General features: G+C 36.3%; 12 protein-coding genes. 3 read left to right on the top strand and 9 right to left on the bottom strand.

Annotated features, from left to right (window positions below; genetic code table 11):
* Positions 1 to 23: 23 nt before the first annotated feature.
* A complete protein-coding gene (locus ME3_RS06105; protein WP_039952676.1) occupies positions 24 to 608 on the bottom strand; it encodes a YqgE/AlgH family protein in 585 nt (194 codons plus the stop codon).
* Positions 609 to 679: 71 nt separating this feature from the next.
* Between ME3_RS06105 and ME3_RS06100 the strand changes: the two genes are divergently transcribed.
* Positions 680 to 1558 carry a protein-disulfide reductase DsbD domain-containing protein gene (locus ME3_RS06100; RefSeq protein WP_007478025.1) on the top strand — a complete coding sequence of 293 codons (879 nt, stop codon included), beginning with the start codon at positions 680 to 682 and terminating at the stop codon, positions 1556 to 1558.
* A gap of 25 nt (positions 1559 to 1583) precedes the next feature.
* Here ME3_RS06100 and rnhA read toward each other — a convergent pair whose 3' ends face one another.
* The 4 genes from rnhA to cyoE form a co-directional block, all read right to left on the bottom strand.
* The gene (rnhA, locus tag ME3_RS06095) at positions 1584 to 2051 is read right to left on the bottom strand and encodes a ribonuclease HI (protein ID WP_007478024.1); all 468 of its coding nucleotides are present in this window, start codon (positions 2049 to 2051) and stop codon (positions 1584 to 1586) included.
* A 5-nt stretch (positions 2052 to 2056) separates the two neighbouring features.
* Positions 2057 to 3016 carry a homoserine kinase gene (locus tag ME3_RS06090; RefSeq protein ID WP_007478023.1) on the bottom strand — a complete coding sequence of 320 codons (960 nt, stop codon included), beginning with the start codon at positions 3014 to 3016 and terminating at the stop codon, positions 2057 to 2059.
* 40 nt (positions 3017 to 3056) lie between these two features.
* Positions 3057 to 4073 (bottom strand): 4-hydroxy-3-methylbut-2-enyl diphosphate reductase, encoded by a 1017-nt coding sequence (ispH, locus tag ME3_RS06085; RefSeq protein ID WP_007478022.1) that lies wholly within the window; start codon positions 4071 to 4073, stop codon positions 3057 to 3059.
* Between the two features lie 174 nt (positions 4074 to 4247).
* On the bottom strand, positions 4248 to 5189 hold the full coding sequence (gene cyoE / locus ME3_RS06080) for a heme o synthase (RefSeq protein ID WP_007478021.1): 942 nt from the start codon (positions 5187 to 5189) through the stop codon (positions 4248 to 4250).
* A 412-nt stretch (positions 5190 to 5601) separates the two neighbouring features.
* Here cyoE and ME3_RS06075 point away from each other — a divergent pair, with 412 nt between their 5' ends.
* Complete coding sequence (locus ME3_RS06075; protein ID WP_007478020.1) at positions 5602 to 6138, top strand: invasion associated locus B family protein; 537 nt, start codon at positions 5602 to 5604, stop codon at positions 6136 to 6138.
* Between the two features lie 129 nt (positions 6139 to 6267).
* The gene (gene tldD / locus ME3_RS06070; protein WP_007478018.1) at positions 6268 to 7686 is read left to right on the top strand and encodes a metalloprotease TldD; all 1419 of its coding nucleotides are present in this window, start codon (positions 6268 to 6270) and stop codon (positions 7684 to 7686) included.
* 72 nt (positions 7687 to 7758) lie between these two features.
* On the opposite strand, the gene ME3_RS06065 is transcribed toward tldD, so the two are convergent.
* The 4 genes from ME3_RS06065 to ribB all read right to left on the bottom strand — a co-directional run bounded on the left by ME3_RS06065 (position 7759) and on the right by ribB (position 13245).
* On the bottom strand, positions 7759 to 9003 hold the full coding sequence (locus tag ME3_RS06065; RefSeq protein WP_007478016.1) for a class I SAM-dependent RNA methyltransferase: 1245 nt from the start codon (positions 9001 to 9003) through the stop codon (positions 7759 to 7761).
* A gap of 724 nt (positions 9004 to 9727) precedes the next feature.
* Complete coding sequence (gene dxs / locus ME3_RS06060; RefSeq protein ID WP_007478014.1) at positions 9728 to 11650, bottom strand: 1-deoxy-D-xylulose-5-phosphate synthase; 1923 nt, start codon at positions 11648 to 11650, stop codon at positions 9728 to 9730.
* A 220-nt stretch (positions 11651 to 11870) separates the two neighbouring features.
* Entirely contained in the window at positions 11871 to 12125 is a 255-nt protein-coding gene (locus tag ME3_RS06055) for an exodeoxyribonuclease VII small subunit (protein ID WP_007478012.1), read from the bottom strand.
* Positions 12126 to 12132: 7 nt separating this feature from the next.
* Positions 12133 to 13245, bottom strand: coding sequence for a 3,4-dihydroxy-2-butanone-4-phosphate synthase (gene ribB, locus ME3_RS06050; RefSeq protein WP_007478010.1), 1113 nt, complete (start codon positions 13243 to 13245; stop codon positions 12133 to 12135).
* Between the last annotated feature and the right edge of the window lie 9 nt (positions 13246 to 13254).

Genomic DNA, 13254 nt, shown 5'->3' with positions numbered 1-13254 from the left:
CCCAGAGAAAATAGCAAATACGTTTATGCATGACCTATTTCAGAAACGAGATAAGTTGGATTAATGCCCATGCGGATAAAACTTTCATCGTACGTATTACTTAAATCACTTTCAAAAATAAAACTAGGCGATGCAGAACTGATCAACCAACCATTCGCAGAAATTTCTGTCTCAAGCTGCCCCGCTTTCCACCCAGCATAACCCAATGCTATCAACGCGTGTTGAGGACCTTGCTCACAACTGATTGCTTTTAATATATCAATAGTCGCAGTAAGATAAATTTTGTCTGTAACAGAAATGGTCGCTTCACAAGTGTAATCACCCGAATGAAGTACAAAACCACGAGAAGGATCAACAGGCCCACCATAGCGTACTGGAAACTTTTTTATTGATTCAGAAAGATAACTTTTTTTTGCTTGCTCGATCACTCCAAGCTGAAGTAAAAGCTCAGGAAAATCAATGCTGTGTAATTGATTGAGAATAATTCCCATAGCACCAGAATTAGAATGAGCACAAACATAAATAACAGAACGGACAAAGCGTTTATCTCTCATTCTGGGCATTGCTATGAGCAATTTTCCATTTAAAAATCCATCACGCTGCTTCATTAATTTGACATTTTCCATAATCTATATGTTAAACTTCAATTCAGGCAGTACAAGAAGAAAATAAAAACTAGATGAAAAAAATTCAAATATTTCTAAATTTACAAAGAATTTCAAATATCTTTTATAAAAAGTTTTTAATCATTTTTAGCTTAACATTCGTTCTTTTAAGCTCATCCAATTTCACCATTGCTGCTCAAAAAGAACAAGAATCACACCTTCTTGCGACGCCTTGGTATGAATCAGAAGGTGGCTGTGTGAGATTGGCACTCACCAAACCTTCCCCTTCTGGAATAAGAAACGGTTTTATTGAAGTTATGCTTAAACCAAAATGGAAAACCTATTGGCGCAATCCAGGAAACTCCGGTATGGCACCATTTTTTAACTTTAACCAACAAGTCTCTTATGAAATTTTTTATCCCATACCACAACTTTATGAAACAGAAAATGATTGGTCATTAGGTTATAAAAATAAAGTTGTACTACCATTTAGTGTTTCTGATTCAAATGAAAATCTTAGTGGCTCTTTAACTCTTGGACTGTGTGATGAAATCTGTATCCCTTTTACTGTTGACTTTGATTTTTCCTCATCCACTCAGAAAAATACACATCTCTCTCCATCTTTATTAAAGCACGCCCAAGCTGCTCTTCCCCATGCAATGGATAATGAATTTACAATAAGTGCTGAAAAAGATAAAAATACCTTATTTATAAAAATACAAAATAACAGCAAAATCAAAATTTTATCTCTCTTTTTAGATGGAGGAGATATGCAAATTGGACCAGCAAAAAAAGTAAGCGACCATGAAGAATATACACTCTTTAGCGCACCTATATATTTCACGCCAGACGAACTAAACCAAACAATTTTTTATGCAATTTCTTCTCAAAATCACGCCTTGAGTGGAACATTCATAATAAATACGCAATCAAATTCCACTGTCATTCCATAATACATTAGAAAGGCTATCTCATAAATTATGTAGAAAAATGTCTATTCTTGCGATATTCAGCAATTGCTTTACGCGCAAGAGCGTCTGCGCGTTCATTATCTGGGTGGCCAGCATGCCCTTTTATCCAATGCCATCTAACATCATGTCGAGAGCAAGCATTATCAAGAGCTTGCCATAATTCCACATTTTTAACAGGATCATTCGATGTAGTGCGCCAATCATTCTTCTTCCAACCTTTAAGCCACATAGATATTCCATTGCGCACATAGACTGAGTCTGTATAAAGATCAATTGAACAAGATTCTTTAAGGGCATTTAACGCGCAAATTGCTGCCATAAGTTCCATTTGATTATTCGTTGTATATTCTTTTCCACCATACAGTTCACGTTCACGACCATTCCAGCGTAAAATTGCCCCCCATCCCCCAGGCCCAGGATTTCCAGAGCAAGCACCATCTGTATAAATTTCAATGACTTTTTTTCGATTGAACATAAAATCTAAAAACCCAATTCAGTCAACGAATCCACACTACTAAAAAAACTAAGTTTATGCCAATATTCCAACGGATCCTTTTTAACAACAAAACTACCAGCAGGCGTATTAAACCAATCATAAAGGCGTGTCAGTAAAAAGCGCAAAGCTGCACCACGTATCAATAAAAGAATCGCGTTTAATTCTAAAGGTATTAATGGCCTAATTTTTTGATAACTTTCTAATAATCCACGTGCTTTGACAAGATTATAAGAATAATCGCTTTCAAAACACCAAGCATTCAAACAAATTGCTAAATCATAAGCAAAAAAATCATTACAAGCAAAATAGAAATCTATAATACCAGAAAGACAATGGTCCAAAAAAAACACATTATCATTAAATAAATCAGCGTGAATAACGCCTGTTGGTAAATATAATGGCCAGTTTTTTTCTAAAAATGCTAACTCTGTATCAATTTTTTGTCCAAATTTTTGCAATAAAGTATTTTCTTTTGTTTGGCAACTCGCCCACAATACTCTCAAATCTACAATAGAAAGAGTATTTTTGCGGTTGGGTACAAAATCTTGTCCAGCTAAATGCAACTGTGCCAAACCAGTACCTACTTCACAACAATGATATACATTAGGCTTACGCACCCATGTCCCTTCCACAAAGGTAACAATAACAGCAGGGCGCTCTGCTAACTTACCAATTATTGCGCCATCATTCTGAAGAACTGGCTGAGGACAAGGAATCCCACGCTGATGTAAATGCTGCATAAGACTACAAAAAAAGGGTAAATCACTTTTTGAAACGCGTTTTTCATAAAGTGTTAAAATAAACCTTCCTTTTGTTGTATGAAGTATAAAATTTGAGTTTTCGATACCTTCTGCTATTCCCTGGTAAGATAGAAGACAACCTATTGAATAACGCGTTAAAAATTCTTCCAAATCGCTCTGATGTACGTCAGTATGAACTGCCATTATTTTGCTTTCGTTTTAAGCACTAGTAATATTATAATTTCTATTTGTTAGTATTTTTAGCATAACCATTAACAAAAGCCATATCTTGAGGGGTTAAAACAACATCACGCAACTCGCGAGTGACCAAAAATGTCTCTGTCTCTAACGCAGTTTCAGCCAATTCTATTTTGACATTATAACGCTTATGAAAAGCTGTAATAATTTCATCGACAATAATTTCAGGAGCAGATGCCCCAGCTGAAAGACTAACAACTGAAAGAGCACCCAAATTATCAAAATCAATTTCATCAGCACATTGAACTAAAATAGATCGCTGTGCACCAAACCTTTCAGCAACCTCTACCAAACGCCGCGAATTAGATGAGTTTGGTGCACCAACAATCAAAAATAAATCACTCCCCAACGCCGCTGCCTTAACAGCTTCTTGTCGATTGGTCGTAGCATAACAAATTGACTCGGCAGCCGGTGTTTCTAACGCAGGAAAACGTTTCTGCAAAACATCTAAAATCTCAGCTGTATTTTCAACAGAAAGCGTTGTTTGTGTCACAAATCCCAATTTATTTGGATTTTCTGTTTGATAACGCCAAGCATCTTCTACTGTTTCAATTAATGTAACAGCTCCTTTTTCAAGCTGCCCCATTGTTCCTATCACCTCAGGATGGCCAGAATGACCAATTAATATGACATGACGACCATAACGTTGATGCCGTATCGCTTGCTTATGAACCTTAGAAACCAATGGACATGTTGCATCGATATAGAATAAATTATAATGATGTGCCTCCTCTGGTACAGATTTTGGCGCACCATGAGCAGAAAACACCACGGGTTGATTGCGATGTTCTTCTGGAATTTCATGAAGTTCTTCAATAAAAATGGCTCCACGCTGTTGTAATCCTTCAACCACATAGCGGTTATGCACAATTTCATGACGAACATACACTGGAGCACCATATTTTTTTAATGCAAGAACAACAATTTGAATAGCACGATCAACCCCAGCACAAAAACCGCGCGGACTACAAAGGCGTATTGTCAAAGGGGGGAGTAAGCACATAATTCATCCTTCATTTTTATGACTTTCCCCATGTATCCAAACACACTGTTGTTAGACACTATACAAGAAATGTATAGAGAAAAACTAAAATATCACCCTTTTTATATAAAGAGTTGCACCTATAGGACATTATTATTCTATCGATGCGAATTAATTTTTGCTCTTCAGCTTAAATCACATTAAAGGAATAATAAAATACAAAATACGATTTTCAATTAAAAGAATTCCAAATATAGCGGCTAAATAAAATAATGAAAAGAAAAACACTTTCTTTGCCATAGAAATGGTTTCATCACGTGTATCAGCTTTCCATAAACGATAAGAAAGATAAATAAAAGTAACACTCAAAATTGCTGAACAAATACCATAAGTAACACCTGCAAGACCTATAATATAAGGCCCAACGGCGCATAACGCCATAATCACAGTATAAACTAAAATTTGCTTCTTGGTTGAATATTCACCTCGTACATTAGGCATTATAGGAATACCTGCTGCATCATAATCAATAGATGAAAATAAAGAAAGAGCCCAAAAATGCGGTGGAGTCCACATAAAAATAATCAAAAATAATAAGAAACTTTCAATACTTATTGCCCCTGTCGCAGCTGCCCACCCAATCATTGGTGGAAAAGCTCCAGCTGCACCACCAATAACAATATTTTGTGGTGTTATACGTTTTAACCAAATCGTATAAATAACAACATAAAAGAAAATTGTGAAAGCAAGAAAAATCGCTGAAAACCAATTAATAAAAATTCCCATAACTGAAACCGAAAGCACAGAAAGAGCCAAACCAAAAACAAATGCTTTCTTACGGCTAATTTTACCAGTAGGAATAGGGCGCTTTTTCGTGCGTTTCATTACTGCATCAATATCAGCATCATACCACATATTAAGTGCCCCCGCACCCCCCCCCCCCACAGCAATACATAAAATTGCTAACACACCATGAAGTGGATTTACAGTAACAGGTGACACCATCAGCCCAACCAGAGCCGTAAACACAACAAGTGACATAACTCGGGGTTTCAATAATGTAATATAATCATAAAGATTGGTTTTCGGCGGAATTGACTGACTATTTTTAGCTGATAATTCTTCTAAAATACACATTCCACTAAAGAACCTTTTCTATCAGTATCACTCACAAAAAAATACTATTTAATATATGGAAATGATCCATTAATATTATAGCATTTTCGAGACCATATAATATCTATCTTATTTATATGTACTTTCAAAACAGATAGAAATACTTACATCAATTCCAATCAATATCATCCTTTATATAAAATAAGGCATAACAAAAAATAAATAGACTTTACTAAATGCCACAAGATAGTGCTAGAAAATTCTAGCTTTCATGAAATATTATTTTTATTTTGTACTTCTGTTCCATTTATATGAAATATGCATAAACACATCCAGAAAAGAATTGGTTTTGTGTTACACTTTTAAGACAAGGATTTACTTTTCATAAAAACCTATGCACAATAACATAATAATGATTTGGGCAGGGTTTTCCATGACACTTTATGAATTTCTTAAAAAAAACTCCTTTTGCATTATTATTTATATATTTTGCGTTTCTTTTACCAATTATGCTATTGCGCAAGTACCCAAAATACAAAATGTCCCTGCCCCACAAACCTATGGTGCATGGACAAAAGTTTGCTCACTACCACCAGGTACATCTAATATACAATGTGAAATCACACAAGATGTGCGCACACAAGAGCGTCGCGATATTACCTTTCGGGTTACATTTCATAAATTGCCTAAAAATCAAGAAACTTTGATGCGAGTTTTTGTTCCTATTCGTGTGGAATTGCGTTCTGGTATTGGTATTAAAATCGATGATAAAAATATAGGAAAAATAGAATATCGGCGTTGTTTGGGCGATAACTGTGTTGCTGAAGCTCTCCTTAAAGAAGATGTATTAAAACTCTTTTTAAATGGCAAAACAGCCACTTATTTTATCTTTACAACTCCTGAGAAAGGAGTCGGTGGTCTTATTGATTTACGTGGACTGAGTGAAGCTTACGTAGACTTACCGGAATAACAAAAAGTATTTGCAAATACTAAATGATCAGTGCATCCAATAACTCTTCGGGAATCTTCTTAAATTTGGGAGCCTTCCTAAATAAAGAAAATGAACATTGCCGGCACCAATGCAAATAGGATAACCACCATGAAATCACTGATTGACCGTTTTGATATTTCTTCGTCCAAAGTACAGTCTCTTGTTCAAGAAACTCTTCATAATGCTGATGATGGTGAACTTTATCTTGAATATACAGAAAGTGAAACACTTTTATTTGATAATAGCCAGCTTAAAAATGGGTCATTTCAGCAAGATATAGGATTTGGTTTACGCATTGTTTCTGAAGAAGCTACTGGATACGCTCACTCCGGTGAATTATCAGCCGCTGCCCTTAAACGCGCTATTGAAGCTGCTAAAGCTGTAACCTATAATAATCATGCAGGATCTTATAGTGGAGCTCCCTCACAACCAAAGCAAAGATTATACCAACCAAATAATCCTCTTGATGCTCCATCATTTAAAGAAAAAAGTGCACTTTTACAAAAAATTGACGCATATTTACGTGAAAAAAATAACAAATTACATCAAGTTACCGTTGCTCTTTCCGGCTCACTCCAACATGTTGAAATTTTACGTGGTGATGGATACTTCGTTCATGACATTCGCCCCCTCGTAAAACTTACTATATCTGTGGTAGTTTCTGATAATAACCGACGTGAAAATGGATTTTATGGATGTGGTGGACGACAAACATTTAATCAATTCATTAGTGAAGAAAATTGGAAAATGGCTGCCGATGAAGCTTTGCGTATGGCTTTAGTCAACTTAGAAGCACAAGAAGCACCAGCAGGAACATTTGATGTTGTTTTAGCTAATGGATGGCCTGGTGTTATGCTACATGAAGCTGTTGGACATGGTTTGGAAGGCGATTTTAACCGCAAAAAAACATCTGCTTTTTCTGGACTTTTGGGGCAACAAGTTGCTGCAAAAGGTGTTACTATTGTTGATGATGGCACAATTCCTCAATGCCGTGGATCACTCACTGTCGATGATGAAGGAACACCATCAAGACATAATATTCTGATTGAAAACGGCAAACTCGTAGGTTTTATGCAAGATAGATTAAATGCTCGGCTCATGGGTGTTGATCCAACTGGAAACGGACGACGTGAATCTTATGCACATACCCCAATACCACGGATGACAAATACAATTATGCTAGGGGGAGATAAAACGCCTCAAGAAATTCTATCTTCATTAAAAAGTGGTATTTATGCCGTTTCATTTGGTGGAGGGCAAGTTGATATTACTTCTGGAAAATTTGTATTTGAATGTACCGAAGCTTATCGAATAGAGAATGGCAAAATCTTAACTCCAATCAAAGGTGCAACTCTTATTGGTAATGGACCAGATGCCATGAAACGCATTACGATGATTGGAAATGACAGTAAACTGGATAATGGTATAGGTATGTGTGGAAAAGCAGGACAAAATGTCCCTGTTGGCGTGGGACAGCCCCACTTACGAATCAATAATATGACAATCGGTGGAACAACACTTTCATAACATCAATCAACTAAGCTTTATAAAAAATTTTTTAATATGTTTAAAACAGCTTTTTTATTTTAGCTAAATTTTTTAGCGCACTTTTGTTTTGTATTTGCTTAAAATCGCAACAATTTCAACATGAGGCGACCACAAAAATTGATCAATCGGTATGACCTTTTCTACTGTATAACCGCCTGTAACAAGAATGGATAAATCACGAGCAAATGTAACAGGATTGCATGAAACAGCTACCACACGTGGTATTGTCGTCTTTGCTAATTCACATACTTGTTCTTTTGCACCAGCGCGTGGTGGATCAAAAACAACACTATCAAAACGTTCAAGTTCCTTTGTAGAAAGTGGACGACGAAGCAAATCACGCTTTTCACAAGTGACTGTTTTTAAGCCAGAAGCAAAACGTGCTGCGTGCTTTAAATTTGCTAACGCTCTTTCATCATTTTCTACTGCATGAACATTCATTGTTTTAGCCATACGTAAAGTAAAAGTTCCCACCCCTGAAAATAAATCAACAGCACTTTTTGCTTTTTTAAAATGAGTTAAAATAATATGACTGATGATATCCTCTGTTTCAGAAGTTGCCTGAAGAAAACCGCCAGAAGGAAGTTCAACACAAACATCACCAAAGTAAATCAACGGTTTTTCTTGCTCAACTAAAACTTCACCTTCAATAGATAAGCGCGTAATTCCACGTACAAGAGCTGCATGTATCATGTTTTGACGAATAAGCTCATCGTGTACGATACACCCCCTTAAAGCAACGTCAAAACCATTATCAACAGATGTTACTGTTACATGAAATCGCTTGGCATGATTGCCTAAAAGAGCACATATCGCTCTAATATCATTTAATTTTGATATAATCTGTGACCGAGTAACCGGACATTCCTCAATAGCCACAACATCATGTGAAAGATGACGATTAAAACCAACGATATGGCCTTGCTTTGTCATGGACGCTGTTAAAATGATTCGCCGGCGGCTATAATGTGCACACTTTACTAAAGGAGAAACAGCTACATCAAACCGGTACTTTTTAAGTGCATCAACAACTAACTGTCGCTTCCAAGAATGATATGCATCAACATGCCAATGCTGAAGCATACACCCTCCACATTCTTTAAAATGTTTACAAATAGCATCAATGCGTTCTAACGATTTTTTCATTAATGCAATAGATGTACCGTATTTTCTATGAAGAGCAACTTTAACAACCTCTCCCGGTAAGGTAAAAGGTATATAAACAGAGCCATGCGGTGTTTTTGCTACACCATGACCATCAGCTCCAATATGATCAATTATAACGTTGTTACTCACTCTTTTTTTCTCCGAATAATCAATATTCTAAACGCTTATCATCGTTTACAATTGAGTGAAGAAAGAAAACTTTTTTATTTATCCCTTTTAAGATTTACTTTATCAAAAAAAGTACTTCTAAAGTTTCTTACAATTGATGGATTTTTCAATACCCCACCCTTATCATCAATTTCAAATTGAGATTTTACTGGCAAAATAACTCGGCTCTCTGCTTGAAAGAAGCTAAAATAAGTAGCAATACAAACTTAAGAAACGTGAATTGACATTTTATATAGTGCAATTAATTTTACAACTATTACTGTCTTAAATCTCTACATTTAAACCTTTTCATAATATTATCCACGCTAGTACTAGATTAAACGTACATTAAACCTCTTATGATCAATATCAGAAGAAATAATTATAGATTTATCCTCATATTTTAAGAAAACTTGCTTAAAATTACTACTGATATACCAATATTATAGCATAACTTGATTCACTATAATCAGAAATATACTTAAATGCATTCATCAATTGTAATTCCAGCATGTAAAGCATAACTCTACACAGAATAACGAACTATAAGTTCTGTATTATTAGAAATTATCTTTTCAATTGAAAAAGTATTTTCCCGTCAATCCCAACAACCATTTGTCACACAATTTGCATTACATATTCGTAAACACATTGTAAAAATAATTAAAGGACATCAATTTTTAGACTATTTACGACTACCTTATTGTTATACTTGAACTTGCGATATTATCGGCATTTCACGTCCCAAAGCATTAAAAACAGTATTAATAATACCCGTTGCATCAAGCCCAATACTTGAAAGAACTTTATTTGGTGAACCATGATTTAAATATTCATCAGGAAATTTTAATGTGCGAACCTTTAAACCGTGCTCTAATAGCCCCTCTTGTGCCAAAAACTGCAGTACATGCGCCCCAAATCCACCCATTGCTCCTTCTTCAATTGTGATTAATACTTCGTGCTCACGTGCTAAACGAAGTATTAAATCCTTATCCAAAGGCTTTGCAAAGCGTGCATCTGCAACAGTTGTTGATAACCCCTCTGCTGCTAACTCATTAGCTGCTATTAACACTTCAGATAACCGTGTTCCAAAACAAACTAAAGCTATTTTGCTGCCTTCACATAAAATTCGCCCTTTACCAATCTCCAGAACCTCACCCCGTTGTGGTAAATCTATACCACTACTTTCACCACGTGGATAACGAAAAGAAATAGGTCCCTGATCGTAAGTTGCTGCTGTGCGCACCATATGCATAAGTTCAACTTCATCAGAAGGAGCCATCACAACAAACTCAGGAAGAGTTGCCAAAAAAACAATATCAAAACTCCCAGCATGTGTTGCACCATCCGCGCCAACAAAACCTGCGCGGTCAATTGCAAAACGCACGGGTAACTTTTGAATCGATACATCATGAATAATCTGATCATAAGCACGCTGTAAAAAGGTAGAATAAATTGCAACAAAAGGTTTATACCCTTCACAGGCAATACCCGCAGCAAAAGTTACAGCATGTTGTTCAGCAATACCAACATCAAACATCCTATCGGGAAATTTTTCAGCAAAAGAATCAAGGCCTGTTCCTGTTGGCATTGCAGCCGTTATAGCGACAATCTTATCATCATGACTGGCTTCTTCTATTAAAGCCTTAGAAAACACTTTAGTATAAGGAAGAAACTTACTTTGTGTTTTAACCTGTTTGCCCGTAACAACATCAAAACGATTAACACCGTGATATTTATCAGATGACACCTCTGCAGGTGCATACCCTTTCCCTTTATGGGTTACCACATGCACCAAAACAGGACCATTGGGATATTCGCGAACATTCTTTAGAACAGGCAATAAATGATTCATATTATGGCCATCTATAGGCCCAACATAATAAAAGCCAAGCTCCTCAAATAAACTTCCCCCAACTAAAAAACCACGTGCAAACTCTTCTGAAAGCCGTGCTTTATCTGAAAAGAACTTCGGTAACTTCTTGCTTAATATTTTTACTTGCTCACGCAAACTACGATAAGAAGGACGAGAAACTAATCTTGCAAGATAAGCACTCATAGCACCAGTAGGAGGTGCAATAGACATATCGTTATCATTAAGGATAACAATTAAACGTGCATCCAAAGCACCAGCATTATTCATCGCCTCATAAGCCATACCAGCAGACATAGCACCATCACCAATCACACAAATGATGTTACGTCTTTCTTCTGCCTTTAACATGCTTGCCACTGCCATACCAAGACCAGCTGAAATAGAAGTAGAAGAATGACCTGCTCCAAATGAGTCATACACACTTTCTGAACGCTTTGTGAAACCTGATAAGCCACCATCTTGGCGCAGAGTACGAATTTTATCTCTACGACCAGTCAAAATTTTATGAGGATAAGTTTGATGACCAACATCCCAAATAATCTTATCGTCAGGTGTATTAAAAACATAATGCAGCGCAATAGTGAGCTCAACAACACCAAGCCCTGCGCCAAGATGACCACCTGTTACAGAGACTGCATCAATTGTTTCAGCTCGTAATTCATCAGCTAACTGTACTAAATCAGACTCAGGAAATACCCGCAAATCTTGTGGGAAACAAATACGATCAAGTAATGGCGTTAATGGCCGAGACAAAAAAAACTCCTTACCTTACCAACAATAGTTATATAGGCACACATCGGCTATTATTGTATGTAGAATATGATGTATTATTCATTGAAATACTTTACTTATTTTAGCCTATCTACAGATTTTCTTCTTTTTCATTCATTCATCAGAAATAAAACTGATAAGTTATTCTAATCAATTAAGATTATTGTTTTTACAATCAATAACAATAAACGATTACTAAATATCATTCAGAATCAAGTGGCTCTAAATCTTCTGGATGACCTGTATCTGAAAGCCGGATTTTTTCAACTTTAGCTTCAGCCATTTTCAACAGTTTATCACAATGATTTTTAAGAGCTTCACCACGCTCATAAATATCAATTGATTGTTCTAAAGGAACATCTCCACGTTCCAAGTTTTCAACAATCACTTCAAGTTGTTTCAGTGCTTCCTCAAAACTTAATGCAGCAATGTCGCCCTTTTTCATCCCTTTCTTCATATAACCCTCACAAGATATCTGTTCTAGATATGCGAATTCCAAAACCTTCTAAACCGATATAATGACGCTCTTTAGAAGAGTAAACAATAACAGAACTAATCCCTAAATGTTTCAAAATTTGCGCTCCTAGACCAATTTGGTGCCATTCTTCTACACGTTCAATTGCTTGTATATGGTTTTCTAAACCTACCATTGCCATTTTCTGATCACAAACAGCTAATTGAGAACCAACACCAACAGATCCTTCACGCAAATAAACAAATACACCACGTTTTTCTTTTTCTACCATGCGCCGCATGACAACTTCAACATCTGGTGACTGACCAAAAACATCCTTTAGAATGTTTTCGCGATGCAGACGTACTGGAATATCTTCCCCATCACGAATATCTCCAAAAACAATTGCCACGTGCTGAACTGTTTCCCAAGGAAGTTGATAACTTTTGACTACAGCTGGACCTACAAATGTTTCAATATGCATTTCTCCAACATATTTTATGAGTGTCTCTTTACGCTGACGATAAGCAATAAGATCAGCAACAGTTATGATGTGCAACTGATTATCTTGTGCAAACTTTGTAACTTCATCTCCATGTTTAACACTACCATCATCATTGACTAATTCACCAATAACACCAACCGGTGGCAAACCAGCCAATTTACACAAATCAACAGCTGCCTCAGTATGGCCTGAGCGCATAAGAACACCACCTTCATGTGCAATTAAAGGAAAAATATGTCCCGGACGGACAAAATCGTTAGCACTTGCATTGGGATTAGCCAAATTACGAACAGCCAATGTACGATCATATGCTGAAATACCCGTCGTTATTCCATGTTTAAAATCCACGGTAACAGTAAATTTGGTACGATGCGCCGAATCATTATCCGATACCATAGGAGCAAGATTAAATCGTTGTGCTTCTTCTTTTGGCATTGGTGTACAAATAATACCCGACGTATGGCGAATGATAAATGCCATTTTTTCTTCTGTACAATGAACAGCAGCAACAATTAAATCACCTTCATTTTCACGGTCATCATCATCCGTAACCACAACAATTTCACCGCGTTCAAAAGCCTGAATAGCAGCAACAACTTTTTTCTGATTATAGGCCATCGTTTACCT

The sequence above is a fragment of the Bartonella melophagi K-2C genome (assembly GCF_000278255.1).
Lineage (GTDB): Bacteria > Pseudomonadota > Alphaproteobacteria > Rhizobiales > Rhizobiaceae > Bartonella > Bartonella melophagi.
This window is presented reverse-complemented; position numbering and strand designations above follow the sequence as displayed.